Annotated in this window: 12 protein-coding genes and 1 pseudogene; 11 read left to right on the top strand and 2 right to left on the bottom strand. The window is 63.7% G+C overall.

What is annotated here, in order from left to right; all coding sequences use genetic code 11:
* The first annotated feature begins 215 nt into the window (after positions 1-215).
* From FJ471_RS31285 to FJ471_RS31260, 6 genes are all read left to right on the top strand, one after another.
* Positions 216-962, top strand: coding sequence for a cytochrome c biogenesis CcdA family protein (locus FJ471_RS31285; RefSeq protein WP_140809261.1), 747 nt, complete (start codon positions 216-218; stop codon positions 960-962).
* A 73-nt stretch (positions 963-1,035) separates the two neighbouring features.
* Positions 1,036-1,473 carry a nuclear transport factor 2 family protein gene (locus FJ471_RS31280; RefSeq protein WP_140809260.1) on the top strand — a complete coding sequence of 146 codons (438 nt, stop codon included), beginning with the start codon at positions 1,036-1,038 and terminating at the stop codon, positions 1,471-1,473.
* Between the two features lie 416 nt (positions 1,474-1,889).
* Positions 1,890-3,257, top strand: coding sequence for a bifunctional UDP-N-acetylglucosamine diphosphorylase/glucosamine-1-phosphate N-acetyltransferase GlmU (gene glmU, locus FJ471_RS31275; protein ID WP_140809258.1), 1,368 nt, complete (start codon positions 1,890-1,892; stop codon positions 3,255-3,257).
* Between the two features lie 233 nt (positions 3,258-3,490).
* Positions 3,491-5,314, top strand: coding sequence for a glutamine--fructose-6-phosphate transaminase (isomerizing) (gene glmS, locus FJ471_RS31270; RefSeq protein ID WP_140809256.1), 1,824 nt, complete (start codon positions 3,491-3,493; stop codon positions 5,312-5,314).
* Positions 5,315-5,526: 212 nt separating this feature from the next.
* Positions 5,527-5,826 carry a HigA family addiction module antitoxin gene (locus FJ471_RS31265; protein WP_140809253.1) on the top strand — a complete coding sequence of 100 codons (300 nt, stop codon included), beginning with the start codon at positions 5,527-5,529 and terminating at the stop codon, positions 5,824-5,826.
* An 85-nt stretch (positions 5,827-5,911) separates the two neighbouring features.
* Entirely contained in the window at positions 5,912-6,664 is a 753-nt protein-coding gene (locus FJ471_RS31260; RefSeq protein ID WP_140809251.1) for a DUF502 domain-containing protein, read from the top strand.
* Here FJ471_RS31260 and recG read toward each other — a convergent pair.
* Entirely contained in the window at positions 6,616-8,724 is a 2,109-nt protein-coding gene (recG, locus tag FJ471_RS31255) for an ATP-dependent DNA helicase RecG (protein WP_140809250.1), read from the bottom strand. The two genes, FJ471_RS31260 and recG, sit on opposite strands and share 49 nt — an antisense overlap.
* A 93-nt stretch (positions 8,725-8,817) precedes the next feature.
* Between recG and FJ471_RS31250 the strand changes: the two genes are divergently transcribed.
* From FJ471_RS31250 to FJ471_RS31230, 5 genes are all read left to right on the top strand, one after another.
* Positions 8,818-9,105: a succinate dehydrogenase assembly factor 2 gene (locus FJ471_RS31250; protein ID WP_140809248.1), complete on the top strand. Its 288-nt coding sequence runs from the start codon at positions 8,818-8,820 to the stop codon at positions 9,103-9,105.
* Positions 9,106-9,118: 13 nt separating this feature from the next.
* Positions 9,119-12,616: a transcription-repair coupling factor gene (gene mfd / locus FJ471_RS31245; protein WP_140809246.1), complete on the top strand. Its 3,498-nt coding sequence runs from the start codon at positions 9,119-9,121 to the stop codon at positions 12,614-12,616.
* Positions 12,617-12,790: 174 nt separating this feature from the next.
* Positions 12,791-13,123 carry an Mpo1-like protein gene (locus FJ471_RS31240; RefSeq protein WP_140809244.1) on the top strand — a complete coding sequence of 111 codons (333 nt, stop codon included), beginning with the start codon at positions 12,791-12,793 and terminating at the stop codon, positions 13,121-13,123.
* A 2-nt stretch (positions 13,124-13,125) separates the two neighbouring features.
* Positions 13,126-13,557, top strand: coding sequence for a DUF3995 domain-containing protein (locus tag FJ471_RS31235; RefSeq protein WP_140809242.1), 432 nt, complete (start codon positions 13,126-13,128; stop codon positions 13,555-13,557).
* Positions 13,558-13,750: 193 nt separating this feature from the next.
* The gene (locus FJ471_RS31230) at positions 13,751-15,124 is read left to right on the top strand and encodes a 3-deoxy-7-phosphoheptulonate synthase class II (RefSeq protein WP_140809240.1); all 1,374 of its coding nucleotides are present in this window, start codon (positions 13,751-13,753) and stop codon (positions 15,122-15,124) included.
* A gap of 112 nt (positions 15,125-15,236) precedes the next feature.
* On the opposite strand, the pseudogene FJ471_RS34995 reads toward FJ471_RS31230, so the two are convergent.
* A pseudogene (locus FJ471_RS34995) lies at positions 15,237-15,554 on the bottom strand (glycosyltransferase family 39 protein); the annotation flags it as partial.

Genomic DNA, 15,554 nt, shown 5'->3' with positions numbered 1-15,554 from the left:
CGGCGGAGCCGAGCAGAAGCGCGGCAAACCCGAGTGCAATCGCTTTCATGATAAATCTCCCTGAGAACAAGCGCGCGGCAATCGCGCGCTCATCCGAACAACGCATTGGCGCGGCCGTTTCTTCCTTGGCGAAGCGGCGACGTGCCACACAATGGTGATTGGCGAAGCGCCATCCGCGTCGCTATATCGTCGCCAGCACAAGCAGGGCGGACGAAATGGCATTGGATATCGGCTATGTCAGCGCGGTCGGGGCAGGGGCGATCTCGTTCCTGTCGCCTTGCGTGCTGCCGCTGGTGCCGCCCTATCTGTGCTACATGGCCGGCGTTTCGGTCGACGATTTCCGCGGCAATCAGGGCGTGACGGCAAAGGAAGGCGCGCGCGGCGCGCTGCTCTATGCGTCCCTGGCCTTCGTGCTCGGTTTTTCAACCGTCTTCGTCGCGCTCGGCGCCGGCGCCTCGACCATCGGCCGGCTGCTGCGCGTCTGGCAGGAACCGCTGGCGATGGGGGCGGGCGTGCTGATCATCATCATGGGCCTCAACTTCCTCGGCATCCTGCGCATTCCGCTCCTGTCGCGCGAGGCGCGCTTCCAGTCGCAGGGCAAGCCCGCCGGCATGATCGCCGCCTATGTCATGGGGCTCGCCTTCGCTTTCGGCTGGACACCCTGCATCGGCCCGGTGCTGGGGCCGATCCTGACTTTGGCCGGCGGGCGCGAGACGGTGGGCGAGGGCGCGCTGCTGCTTGCCGCCTATTCGCTCGGCCTCGGCATCCCGTTCCTGATCGCGGCGCTGTTTTCCGGCGCCTTCATGCGCTTCCTCGGCAAATTCCGTGTCCATCTCGGCCGCGTCGAAAAAGCGATCGGCGCGCTGCTGGTGGTCGCCGGCGTGTTCTTCCTCACCGGCGGCGTGCAGAGCGCGTCCTACTGGCTGCTGGAGAATTTTCCGGTGCTGGGACGGCTGGGCTGAAGCCACAATCCGGAACGACGCCTCGAGGCCGGCGTTACCGGTCTGCATACATAGCGAAGGCGACGAGGCGAGCGTGATAGCCAAGGCTGACGTCCAGAAGTTCTTCAAGGCCTATGAGAAGGTCTACAACGACGCAATCGATGGCAACGCCAACCTCGATGATTTCGAAAACATGTACTCTACCGGCTTTGTCTCCGTGACGTCGGCGGGCGTCATGGCCGGCGAGAACGGCCAGCAATTTAAAGACATGATGGAGAAGGGTTTTGAGGCCTATCGGGCGATGGGCAGCAGGACGATGACCTGCAAGGATGTCTCAATGACGCCGATCGACCAGGACCATTGCGTGGCCAAAGTGCAATGGTCGGGCCAATACGAGCCTAAGGGCAAAGGTCTCGTCACCATCGATTTCGAAGTCGATTATCTCGTCGAACGGCGCGACGGTCGATTGAAGGTTTTCGGCTGGATAGCCGGTGATGAACAGGCCGAATTCAAGAAGAATGGCCTGTTGTAGAGGCGCTATTGCTTGGTCATAAGGTATATGAACAGGAATGCTATTCCGCCGAACAAGGCGAATAGTGGGACAATGAGAAAAGATTTTTCCAGAAAACCTGAAACATCGTAGCTCGGCGTCGAAAAGCTTGTCGTCACGATTCCCGCTACGCCGCCAACAACGGCGCCGACACAGAACAGGACCCCGGCGATCAGTGTATTTACCACGGATTGCATTTTGGCCCCGTCGTTCGCCGTATCCAAGCGTTTCGTTGGGCGCAACAATGCCGATCGAGAATTTATTTTGAATAAAACCAGGGAAAACGGCGCTTCCGGCGCTCAGGCCGATCTCACCGGAATTTAACCGCATTGGTGCAGCATGCCGCCAGATGCTAAGCGTTTTCCATTCCTGATCCAATTTCATACGGTTGCCCATTCATGAGCCAGAGATCCTGCCTGTCCGTCATCCTCGCCGCCGGCGAGGGCACGCGCATGAAAAGCGCCATGCCGAAGGTGCTGCACGCCATCGCCGGCCTGCCGATGGTGGCTCATGTGGTCAAAGCCGCCGAGTCGGCGGGCGCGACAGGCGTGGCGCTCGTGATCGGCCACGGCGCTGAGGAGATGCGCAAGGCAGCGCAGAAATTCGCGCCAAAGGCGGAAACTTTCGTGCAGGAGAAGCGGCTCGGCACCGCGCATGCCGTGCTTGCCGCTCGCAAAGCGATATCAAAGGGTTACGACGATATTCTCGTCATGTTTGGCGACACGCCTTTGATCGACGCGCAAGCGTTGGCCGCCGCGCGGCAGAAGCTGGCGGAGGGTGCCGCGGTCGCCGTCATCGGCTTTCGCCCGCCAAGCCCGACCGGTTATGGCCGGTTGATCGAGAAAGGTGGCCAACTTGTCGCCATCCGCGAGGAAAAGGACTGCTCCGAGGCGGAGAAGGCAATCGGCTTCTGCAATGCCGGAATGATGGCGGTGGCCGGCAAGCATGCGCTCGAACTGCTCGATCAGGTCGGCAACAAGAACGCCAAGGGCGAGTTCTATCTGACCGACATCGTCGAGATCGCCGGCGCGAAAGGGCTCAAGGTCGTGGCCACCGAAGCGAGTTTCGAGAGCGCGCTCGGCATCAACAACCGGGCCGAGCTCGCCGAGGCGGAATCGATCTGGCAGGCGCGCCGGCGGCGCGAGGCGATGCTGTCCGGCGTGACACTGATCGCGCCCGAGACCGTCTATTTCTCGCACGACACCGAGATCGGCGCCGACACGATCGTCGAGCCGAATGTCTGGTTCGGGCCGGGCGTCAAAATCGCGTCAGGCGCCAAAATCCACGCCTTCAGCCATGTCGAGGGCGCGACGATCGCCTCGAACTGCGATGTCGGGCCGTTCGCGCGGCTGCGGCCGGGCGCCGATCTGAGAGAGAAGGCCAAGGTCGGCAATTTCTGCGAGGTCAAGCAGGCGACGATCGAGGAAGGCGCCAAGGTCAACCACCTCACCTATATCGGCGACGCGCGCGTCGGCGCCGGGGCCAATATCGGCGCCGGCACCATCACCTGCAATTATGACGGCTACTCGAAGTTCTTCACCGATATCGGCGAAGGCGCCTTTGTCGGCTCGAATTCCTCGCTGGTGGCGCCGGTCGCGATCGGCAAGGGTGGATACATCGCTTCGGGCAGCGTGATCACCGAAAGCGTGGCGGATGACGCGCTGGCCTTCGGGCGCGCCCGCCAGAAGACCATCCCCGGCAAGGGCAAGGAGTTGCGCGAGCGCTTTGCCTCGGCTGCCGCGGCGAAGAAGAAAGCCGCGGAATGACCTTCAGCGCTTCCTTGCGGAGGCAGTTGCAGCTCGATCAGATATGAACGAGTGGAAACCAGGGCCCTGAAAACGCGAGCGGTTCAGGTAACCGGATTGCAAGCGCAGTCTGGCATTGTGCATGGGCAAAGAACTGTTCCGCTGACACGGAACGAAACGCAAAGTGACTTTCGCGGCAGGCCGGCAATCCTTAGATAACGCCGGGTTTTCCGCTGGGAATCGAGGGTTGTCGCATGTGCGGTATCGTTGGAATCGTCGGCCGAAGCCAAGTCGCGCCGCTCATCGTCGATGCGCTGAAGCGGCTTGAATATCGCGGCTACGATTCGGCTGGCGTCGCCACCATCGAGAAGGGCGAGCTCGGTCGCCGCCGCGCCGAAGGCAAGCTCATCAACCTCGAACGCCGGCTGAAGGACGAGCCGCTCGACGGCACGATCGGAATCGGCCACACACGTTGGGCAACGCATGGCGTGCCCAACGAGACCAACGCGCATCCGCATTTTTCCAACGGCGTCGCCCTCGTCCACAACGGCATCATCGAGAATTTCGCCGAACTGCGCGACGAGCTCACCCGCGACGGCTACTCTTTCGCCTCGCAGACCGACACCGAGGTCGTCGCGCATCTGGTGGCGCGCGAGCTCACCAAAGGGCTGAAGCCGGTGGAAGCCGCGCATGCGGCGCTGAAGCGGCTTTCGGGCGCTTTCGCCTTGGCCATCATGTTCAAGGGCGACGAGGATCTGATCGTCGGCGCCCGCAACGGTCCGCCTCTGGCCGTCGGCCATGGCGAGGGCGAGATGTTTTTGGGCTCCGACGCGATCGCGCTGGCGCCCTTCACCAACTCCATCACCTATCTCGAGGACGGCGACTGGGCTGTCGTGCGCCGCAACAGCGTCGCGATCTACGACATCGACGGCAACAAGGTCGACCGCAAGCGCCAGCAGTCGCTGTCGACCAGCTTCATGGTCGACAAGGGCAACCGCCGGCATTTCATGGAAAAGGAAATCCACGAGCAGCCGGAGGTGATCTCGCACACGCTGGCGCATTACGTGGATTTCGTCTCGGGCGTGTCGAAACCGCTCGACCTGCCGTTCGACTTCGCCAGGATCGGCCGGCTGGCGCTGTCGGCCTGTGGCACCGCCTATCTCGCCGGGCTGATCTCGAAATACTGGTTCGAGCGCTATGCGCGGCTTCCCGTCGACATCGATGTCGCCTCCGAGTTCCGCTATCGCGAGATGCCGCTGTCGGCCAACGACGCGGCCTTCTTCATCTCGCAGTCGGGCGAGACGGCCGACACGCTGGCCTCGCTGCGCTATTGCCGCCAGGCCGGCATGAAGATCGGTGCCGTGGTCAACGTGCGCGAATCGACCATGGCCCGCGAATCCGACGTCGTGCTGCCGACATTGGCTGGACCCGAGATCGGCGTCGCTTCGACCAAGGCTTTCACCTGCCAGCTCTCCGTCTTGGCCGCGCTTGCCGTCCGCGCGGGCGTCGCGCGTGGCACCATCTCGCGCGACGAGGAAAAGCAGCTGGTGCGCGAGCTTTCCGAAGCGCCGCGCTTCGCCACCCAGGTGCTGAAGCTGGACGAGCAGATCGAACGCATCTCGCGCGAGCTGTCGCGCTACAAGGACGTGCTCTATCTCGGCCGCGACACGAACTTCCCGCTGGCCATGGAAGGCGCGCTGAAGCTCAAGGAGATTTCCTACATCCACGCCGAGGGCTATGCGGCCGGCGAGCTGAAGCACGGGCCGATCGCGCTGATCGACGAGAACATGCCGGTGATCGTGATCGCGCCGCATGATCGCATCTTCGAAAAGACCGTCTCGAACATGCAGGAAGTGGCGGCGCGCGGCGGCAAGATCATCCTGATCACCGACAAAAAGGGCGCCGCCCATGCCGGCATCAAGACGATGGAAACCATCATCCTGCCCGAGGTGCCGGAGATCATCTCGCCGATCATCTACGCGTTGCCGATCCAGATGCTGGCCTATTTCACGGCGGTGTTCATGGGCACGGACGTCGACCAGCCGCGCAATCTCGCGAAATCGGTGACGGTGGAATAGCGCCACTCTTTCGTCATCCACGGGCGGAGCAGGAGCGAAGCTCCTGCGGAGACCCGAGGATGACGAAGGGAGGGATGTTTCGGCTAATCCCGAACGGAAGAAGCTTCCGTCTGGAACGCGAAGAGCCGCGATCTTGCAGTTCGCTTTGTATCATAACATGATACATTTCGTGGGAGAGGGCACTTGCCCTAACCCTTTGAGGATACTGAGCTATGCTCAAGTTCGCACGCCCGATCCACCCCGGAGAATTCTTGCGCGAAGAGTATCTTGTGCCGCTCGGGATGAGTGCCGGCGTGCTTGCGAAGAAGCTCAATCTTCCGCGCACCCGGATCGAGCGCATCGTCAAGGAAGAGGTTGGCCTTACTCCGGATACGGCGCTTCGCCTCGCCAGGTTCTTCAACACCACGCCCGGGTTCTGGATGAACTTCCAGAAGGCCTTCGAGTTGGAGACCGAAGCGCGCAAAATAGCGTCGGAGCTCGAGAAGATCGTGCCGCTGGATACAGCGGCATGACGATCGCTCTTTAAAAACTTCGCAGTTCCAAACCGGCTCGCGGTTCACTAATCTCGGCGCTGCAACCCTGCGCCGCGGTGAACTCATGTCCGACGCCCTGAAGACCTCTGGCATGACCCGGCTGAGGAACTATTTCCTGACCGGCTTCATCGTCTGCGCGCCGCTGGCGATCACGGCCTATATCGCCTGGTCACTCATCGGCTGGGTCGATTCCTGGGTGAAGCCCTACATCCCGGTCCGCTACAACCCCGATACCTATCTGCCGTTTCCTGTGCCCGGCTTCGGGCTGATCGTGGCGCTGATAATGATCACGGTGATCGGCTTCCTGACGGCCAACATCGTCGGCCGCGCCATCGTCAATTTCGGCGAGCGGCTGCTTGGCCGCATGCCGCTGGTGCGCGGCATCTATGGCTCGCTGAAGCAGATTTTCGAGACCGTGCTGTCGAACAAGGGCGATATGTTCCGCCAGGTCGGGCTGGTCGAATATCCGCGCAAGGGCGTCTGGTCGCTGGTCTTCGTCGCCAGCGAGAAGGAAACCGAGATCAACCAGAAGCTCGATCAGGAAGGCGATCCGCTGATTGCGGTCTTCATGCCGTGCACGCCCAACCCGACCACCGGCTTCCTGATGTATGTCCGTAAATCCGAGATCGTGCTGCTCGACATGTCGATCGAGGACGGCGCCAAGCTGATCGTCTCGGCCGGCATGGTGGCGCCGGAGGTCAAGGCCAAGCTGGTGACGCTGAACGGCGAACCGGTCGAAGGGGCTTTGGCCAACCCGGCGCTTGGCGCTCAACCGGCGCGCAGCAGCCGTACCGCCTCGTCGCGGCCGAACAGGTAGAGCAACAGCCGCAGCGCTTCGCCGCGTTCGGACTGCAGTTCCGGGTCGCGCGACAGGATCAGCCGCGCATCGTCGCGCGCAGCTTCCAGCAGGTCGGCATGGAACTCGAGGCGCGCCACCTGGAAGCCGGGCGTGCCGGATTGGCGGGTGCCTAGCAATTCGCCTTCGCCGCGGAGCTTGAGATCCTCCTCGGCGATCTTGAAGCCATCCTCGGTCTCGCGCATCACCGACAGCCGGCGTTTCGCCGTCTCGCCGAGCGGCTCCTTGTAGAGCAGCACGCAGGATGAGGGTTTGTCGCCGCGCCCGACACGGCCGCGCAACTGGTGCAACTGCGCAAGGCCGAAGCGTTCGGCATGCTCGATGACCATGATCGTGGCATCCGGCACGTCGACACCGACTTCGATGACAGTGGTGGCGATCAGGATGCGCGTCTCGCCCTGCTTGAAGGCGCGCATCGCCTCGTCTTTCTCCGCACCTTTCATGCGGCCGTGCACCAGGCCAATCCGGTCGCCGAACAGCGGCTTCAGCGAAGCAAAGCGATCCTCCGCCGACATCAGCTTGATTTCCTCGGATTCCTCGACCAGCGGGCAGATCCAATAGATTTTTTGGCCATCGGCGACGGCATCAAGCATGCGGCCCACCAGTTCGTCCAGCCGCTCCATCGGCAAGGTCACGGTGCGGATCGGCTGCCGGCCGGCCGGCTTCTCCGTGAGTTTCGAGACATCCATGTCGCCGAAGGCGGTCAGCACCAGCGTGCGCGGGATGGGCGTGGCCGTCATAACCAACATGTCGGGTGCGTCGCCCTTGGCGGTGATGGCGAGGCGCTGGTGGACGCCGAAGCGATGCTGCTCGTCGACGACGGCAAGCACCAGGTCGTGGAACGTCACGCTTTCCTGGAACAGCGCATGCGTGCCGACGACGATGTCGATTTCGCCGCTGGCAAGGCCTTCGAGCGTCTCCGTACGCTCGCGGCCTTTTTCACGGCCGGTCAGGATGGCAAGGCGCAGGCCGACTTTTCCCACCAGCGGCGCGATGGTCGCCAGATGCTGGCGCGCCAGGATCTCGGTCGGCGCCATCAGCGCCGCTTGGCCGCCGGCCTCGACCGCGCGCGCCATGGCAAGCAGCGCCACCACCGTCTTGCCGGAGCCGACATCGCCCTGCAGCAGGCGAAGCATGCGTTCGGGATCGGCGAGATCCGCGTTGATCTCGCCGAGCGCGAATTCCTGGCTGTGCGTCAGCTTGTAGGGCAGGGCAGCGCGCAGCTTCTCGACGATGCTGCCGTCGCCGGTGAGCGGCCGGCCCGACAGGCGGCGGATTCTTGCCCGCACCAGAGCCAGCGACACCTGGCCGGCCAGCAACTCGTCATAGGCAAGGCGCCGCCATGCGGGGCCTTCGACAGCGACGTCGATCGGGTCCGCCGGATGATGGACACGGGCAAGCGCGTCGCCGAAGGGCGCGAACGTGTGGCGCCGCATGAAGGCGTCGTCTTGCCACTCCGGCAGTTCCGGCAGGCGGCCGAGCGCCTGGCCGATGGCACGGCGCAACACCTTGGCCGAGAGGCCGGCGGTGAGCGGATAGACGGGCTCGACCAATGGCAGGCCGTCGGCTTCGCTCGCCAGCACGATATGATCGGGATGGACCATGCTCGGGCGGCCGTTGAACCACTCCATGCGGCCGGAAATCACCACGCGCTCGCCTTCCGGCAACTGTTTCTGAAGATAGGCTGCATGAGCGTGGAAGAAGGTCAGTGCGACCTCGCCGGTGTCGTCATGGGCATAGACCCGGTACGGGACCGACCTATTGCCGCGCGGCGGCGGTTGATGGCGGTCGACCCGCACTTCGAGCGTGACGATCTGGCCCTCGGCCGACAGCGCGATGCCGGGCCGGTTGCGGCGGTCGATCACCGTGTTGGGCAGCACGAACAAAAGGTCGGCGGCGCGCGCGGCGCGATCGCCGAGATCGGCCGGCACGACGCGCTCGATCAGCAAGCCGACCTTCGGGCCGACGCCGGCAAGCGAGGTGATCGGAACGAACAGCGGATCGAGGATGGTGGGACGCATCCTGTCAGCTTATGTCGCGACGGCGGCAGCGCAAAGGCTGACACCGCTCTCTATCCACGCTATATGCGCCGCTTTGGACAGGGATGCGGCGACATGACCGGAACACAGCGATCAAGCGAGGGGCTGGACGCGCGTCGCCGCAAGCTTCTGTTCCGCTCCTGGCATCGCGGCATGCGCGAGATGGACCTGATCCTCGGTTCCTTCGCCGACGCCGAGATCGACGCCTTGACCGGCGAGGAAATCGACCAATATGAGAGGCTTCTCGAAATTCCCGACACTGAATTCCTGCCGATGGTCACCGGTGAACGCCCGGTTCCGCCCGATATCGACTGCGCGGTCCTGCGGAAGATTCTGGCGTCGCGCCGGACCATGACATTTTGAAAAACGCATATTCATGAGCCTCATTCCTTCCATCGGCCTACCCAAAGGCCGCGCCGGCCAGTTCATCGTCGACGGTGTCGCCGACGGCTACGAAGCCTTCGCCCTGGTGCAGACGGCGCAGGAGATCGCACCCGACAAGCCGGTGCTGTTCGTCGCGCGCGACGGCCAGCGGCTGCCGGCCATCATCGAGGCGCTCGCCTTTGCCGCGCCCGGCCTGCCGGTACTGGAACTGCCGGCATGGGACTGCCTGCCTTACGATCGCGTTTCGCCAGGCGCAGACGCCGCGGCGCGGCGGCTCGACGCGCTTTCGGCCATGATCGCGCTGGCCAGGAAACCGCACCGCGCCGTGATCCTCACCACCGCCAATGCGCTGTTGCAGCGCATCCCGCCGGCCGAACTGATCGAGGCGCAGACTTTCCACGCCAGGCCCGGCAACCAGATCGACATGAACGCGCTGATCGCGCGGCTGGAGATCTCCGGCTTCGAGCGCGTGCCGACGGTGCGCGGGCTCGGCGAGTTCGCGGTGCGCGGCGGTATCCTCGATCTTTTCGCGCCGGGCTGGAGCGAGGCGCTTCGGCTCGACTTCTTCGGCGACACGCTGGAATCGATCCGCGTCTTCGACGTCGCGACCCAGCGCACCACCGGGCAGCGCAAATCGATGTCGCTGCAGGCGATGAGCGAAGTGGCGCTGACGCAGGAGACGATCAGCCGCTTCCGCCGCTCCTATATCGAGGCTTTCGGCGCGCCCTCGCGCGACGACGCGCTCTATGCCGCTGTCAGCGAAGGCCGGCGTTTCGCCGGTATGGAGCACTGGCTGCCGTTCTTCTACGAGCGGCTGGAGACGGTGTTCGACTATCTGCCCGATGCACCCGTTGTCTTCGATCATCTGGCGCATGAGGCGCTGGCCGAGCGCCACACGCTGATCGTCGATCACTACGAAGCGCGGCGAAAGCAGGCCGACAGCGCGCTCAAGGATGCCGTGCCCTACAAGCCGGTGGCGCCGGACCTGCTCTATCTCTCGCCCGACAACCTGAAGGCCTCGCTCGGACCGCGCGAGGACATCGACTTTACCGTCTTCGACGCGCCCGATGTCGGCGGCAAGAAGGTCTTCCATGGCGGCTCGCGGCACGGCCGCAGCTTCGCCGAAGAGCGCGCCGACCCCAACATCAACGTCTTCGACGTCGTCGTGAAGCACATTGCCGACGAGCGCGCCGCGCGCCGTCGCGTGATCGTCGCCGGCTGGACGGAAGGCTCGCTCGATCGCCTCGGCCAGATTCTCGTCGAACATCATCTTGGCAATCTGAAGCCGGTCGCGACGCTTGCCGAGGTCGAAAAGCTCGAGCCGGGGCAGGCGGGTCTCGCCGTGCTGCCGCTCGAATCCGGTTTCGAGACCGACGACATGGTGGTCGTCGCCGAGCAGGACATCCTCGGCGACAGGCTGATCCGGCGTTCAAAACGCAAGAAGAAGGCTTCCGATTTTATCGCCGAAGCCTCGTCGCTGTCTTCCGGCGACATCGTCGTCCACGCCGACCACGGCATTGGCCGTTTCATCGGCCTGCGCACCATCGAGGCGGTCGGCTCGCCGCATGATTGTCTCGAAATCCACTATGCCGGTGACGACCGGCTGTTCCTGCCGGTCGAAAACATCGAGTTGCTTTCACGATACGGCTCGGATTCGGCCGAAGCACCACTCGACAAGCTCGGCGGCGGCGCCTGGCAGGCGCGCAAGGCGCGGCTCAAGCGGCGCCTGCTCGACATGGCCGGACAATTGATCCGCATTGCCGCCGAGCGGCAGATGCGTTCCGCGCCGACCATGATTCCGGCTGAAGGCCTGTACGGCGAGTTCGCGGCGCGGTTCCCTTACGAGGAAACCGACGACCAGCAGACGGCAATCGATTCCGTCATGGACGATCTCGGCGCCGGCAAGCCGATGGACCGGCTGGTGTGCGGCGACGTCGGTTTCGGCAAGACGGAAGTGGCGCTGCGCGCCGCCTTCATCGCGGCGATGGAAGGTTTCCAGGTAGCGGTGGTGGTGCCGACGACCTTGCTGTCGCGCCAGCATTTCAAGACTTTCTCGCAGCGCTTTTCCGGCCTGCCGATCCGCATCGCGCAGGCGTCACGCCTGGTCGGTTCCAAGGAATTGGCCGAGACCAAGAAGGGGATCGCAGAGGGCACGGTCGATATAGTCGTCGGCACGCATGCGCTGCTCGGCAGCTCGATCTCGTTCAAGAATCTGGGGCTGCTGATCATTGACGAGGAGCAGCATTTCGGCGTCAAGCACAAGGAGCGGCTGAAGGATCTCAAGTCCGATGTGCACGTGCTGACGCTGTCGGCGACGCCGATCCCGCGCACGCTGCAACTGGCGCTGACCGGCGTGCGCGAGCTGTCGCTGATCGCTACGCCGCCGGTCGACCGCATGGCGGTGCGCACCTTCATCTCACCCTTCGATCCGCTGGTCATCCGCGAGACGCTGCTGCGCGAGCGCTATCGCGGCGGCCAATCCTTCTATGTCGTGCCGCGCATCAGTGACCTGGCTGAAATCCATGATTTCCTTCGGGAATCCGTGCCGGAACTGAAGGTAGCAGTGGCGCATGGCCAGATGCCGCCGGGCGAGCTCGACGACATCATGAACGCCTTCTACGACGGCCAGTACGATGTGCTCCTGTCGACGACCATCGTCGAATCCGGCCTCGACATCCCGACCGCAAACACGCTGATCATCCATCGCGCCGACATGTTCGGCTTGGCGCAGCTCTATCAGCTGCGCGGCCGCGTCGGCCGTTCCAAGGTGCGCGCCTATGCGCTGTTCACGCTGCCGGCCAACCGCAAGCTCACCGATACGGCCGAGCGCCGGCTGAAGGTGCTGCAGTCGCTCGACACGCTCGGCGCCGGCTTCCAGCTCGCCAGCCACGACCTCGACATCCGCGGCGCCGGCAATCTTCTGGGCGAAGAGCAGTCCGGCCATATCAAGGAGGTCGGTTTCGAGCTCTACCAGCAGATGCTAGAAGAGGCGGTGGCCGAGGTGAAGGACACGGGCGAAGCGCAGGACGGCGGCTGGTCGCCGCAGATCGCGGTCGGCACGGCGGTGATGATCCCGGAAAGCTATGTGCCGGACCTGCAGCTCAGGATGGCGCTCTATCGCCGGCTTGGCGATCTCGAAACCACCGAGGAGATAGACGGCTTCGGCGCCGAGCTGATCGACCGCTTCGGGCCGCTGCCCGAGGAAGTGACGCATCTGCTGAAGATCGTCTTCATCAAGGCGCTCTGCCGCAAGGCCAATGTCGAGAAGCTCGACGCCGGTCCCAAGGGCATCGTCATTCATTTCCGCAAGCGCGAGTTCCCCAATCCGGTCGGGCTGGTCAAGTTCATCGGCGAGCAGGGCTCGCTGGCCAAGATCAGGGCCGACCACAGCGTCGTCTTCATGCGCGATTGGCCGAACGCCGAGAAGCGCCTGGCGGGCTCGGCGGTGGTGATGACGCAACTGGCCCGGCTCGTCGACAAGGCCGCGTAGGCACTTGAACGGGCCTGCGGGCCTGTTGCGGCGGCCGGTGCGCCTTGCAACGAAATAGTAACCCACCTGCAAAGGTCGTGCGCACTTTCGGGACGTGCGACGATCAGGACCATTGCAGTATTTGTACCCGGGCGTTTCAATCGGCGGCGCTAATCATCGCAGTAGGGGCTGCTCATGAACCCGCAAACCTTCGATGAATACTGGCTCGGCTACCTCGCCGGCCATTCAAAACCTTCAACCCGCTTTATTCATTACCTCGGCCTTTTCTTCGCGCCGATCGCCGGCGTCGCGGCCTCCTTCTTCGTGGTCTGGTGGGCCTTTCTGGTCATCATCCCATTCTTCTATCTTGCAGCTCTGTTCACCCACCCTTTGCTTGAGCACAACAGCAACAAGCCTTTCGCAGAACGGCCCTTGTGGAGCGCCATTGCGCTGCTTCGCATGCTGGCGCTCGATTTGACGGGCGGTCTTGGCGGCCAGCTGAAGCGCCTGAACGCGGCTGGCAGATAGGCATGGAAGCGGCGGTCGTCGCTGCCTGTTCGGCCGTGCTTTTGCTTGGGGCCGGATTTCACGTCTATTGGGGTTTGGGCGGCCGCATCGGCGCCAGCGTTTCACTGCCTCAACGCGAGGACGGCAGCCCGGCGGTGAAGGAGACGGCCGTCGGCGCCCTGGCTGTGGGCCTGGTTCTGGCGCTGGTCTTTCTGCTCGTTCTTGGATTCGCGGGCCTGATCCAACTGCCGGTGCCGCACTGGCTGCTGAAGACAGCAATTATCCTGTGGGCGGCGATATTCACGCTTCGGGCATTGAGCTGGTCGAGATATTTCGGGCTGTTCAAGCGGGTCAGGAACACGCGTTTCGCCAGATATGACAGCCTGCTCTATAGCCCATCATGTCTTTTGCTCGGGCTGGGCTTGTTCCTGCTCGCGCTGGCGGACACGGCATAGCGAGGCGGCGGAAGCATTCGCCACCACTGAAAAACCCGGCTAGAATAGGTAATCGGCTTCGTGTAAGGAGCCGCGACCTCGTATTGAGGCGGGAATGGCGGGCAAGCGCGCTCGCCGGTTTGTTTTGACGCAATTCCGACGGAAATTTCATATTTTTCCCGGAGTTGCTCCTAAAGGGCGTTTGGGTGCAGCGATGACGAAATGGTCGCCGAATTCATGGAGAGCAAAGCCGATCAAGCAGGTCCCGGCCTATCCGGATCCTGCCGCGCTCAAGGCCACGGAAGCCCAGCTTGCCACTTTCCCGCCGCTGGTTTTTGCCGGTGAGGCGCGCAAGCTGAAGAAGCAGCTGGCGGCGGTCGCGGCCGGCGAAGCGTTCCTGCTCCAGGGTGGTGATTGCGCGGAGAGCTTCGCGGAGCATGGCGCCGACAACATCCGCGACTTCTTCCGCGTTTTCCTGCAGATGTCGGTGGTGCTCACCTTCGCCGGCGCGCAGCCGGTGGTGAAGGTCGGCCGCGTCGCCGGCCAGTTCGCCAAGCCGCGTTCGTCCGACAACGAGACCAAGGCCGGCGTGACGCTGCCGAGCTATCGCGGCGATATCATCAACGGCATCGAGTTCGACGCCAAGTCGCGCATCCCGGATCCGGCGCGCCAGGAGATGGCCTACCGCCAGTCGGCCGCGACGCTCAACCTTCTGCGCGCTTTCGCGCAAGGCGGCTATGCCAGCCTGGAGAACGTGCATCGCTGGATGCTGGGCTTCGTCGCCGACAGCCCGCAAGGCGAGAAGTACGGCGCGCTCGCCAACCGCATCACCGAGACGATGGAATTCATGCGCGCGGTGGGCATCACCTCGGAAACCAACTTCGCGCTGCGCGAGACCGATTTCTACACCAGCCACGAGGCGTTGTTGCTCGGCTACGAGGAGGCGCTGACGCGCGTCGATTCGACCTCCGGCGACTGGTACGCGACCTCGGGCCACATGATCTGGATCGGCGACCGCACCCGCCAGCCGGATCACGCGCATATCGAATATTGCCGCGGCATCAAGAATCCGCTCGGCCTGAAATGCGGGCCGTCGCTGACGCCGGACGGCCTCCTGGAACTGATCGACCTGCTCAATCCCGAGAACGAGCCGGGCCGCCTGACGCTGATCGCCCGCTTCGGTTCCGACAAGGTCGCCGAACATCTTCCGAAGCTGGTGCGTGCGGTGAAGAAGGAAGGCCGCAACGTCGTGTGGTCGTCCGATCCGATGCATGGCAACACGATCGAAGCGGCGGGCTACAAGACGCGGCCGTTCGACCGCATCCTCAAGGAAGTGCAGACCTTCTTCGAGGTGCACCGCGCCGAAGGCACGCATCCGGGGGGCATCCATGTGGAGATGACCGGCAAGAACGTCACCGAATGCACGGGCGGCGCCCGCGCCATCACGGCGGAAGAGCTGCAGGACCGCTATCACACCCATTGCGATCCGCGCCTCAACGCCGATCAGGCGATCGAGCTCGCCTTCCTCGTCTCGGACCTGCTCAAGAAGAGCCATCCGGTGCAGCACAAGCAGGCCGCCAGCGCCTGAACAGGGCTTGCAGGCCGGATTATCGAAGGCGCTGGCGCGAAGCCGGCGCCTTTTTCAATTTGGCAATTGGTCAGCTCGATTCGATCTGAAATCATCCGGCTGCAGCGGCCACTCATTCCGGGTCGGGCGGTCCGGCTGGATCGCCTGGAAGATCGGCTCGACCGGGCTTAACCACGACAAAGTCGATCGCCAGGGGCGACGCCTTGAGCGACCAGTCGAAAAGCACCGTCTTGACCGGCAGGCCGTCGGTCCAGGCCGCAAGTTGCGGGGAGAGCTTCCAGCCGTGCGGCCATACAAGCAGCATGCCCTGCTCCCGCAGCCGCTGGTCCGTGATCCAGGGGGCCAGGCGTCTGTCGAGGGAGGTGAAGATCGACGGTTGGTCCGGGGCTTCCAGTCCGGCAAGCCTGGCCACGCTGGCGTCGCCGCCGAC

Source organism: Mesorhizobium sp. B2-7-1 (assembly GCF_006440735.1).
In the GTDB taxonomy this organism is placed as follows: domain Bacteria; phylum Pseudomonadota; class Alphaproteobacteria; order Rhizobiales; family Rhizobiaceae; genus Mesorhizobium.
This window is presented reverse-complemented; position numbering and strand designations above follow the sequence as displayed.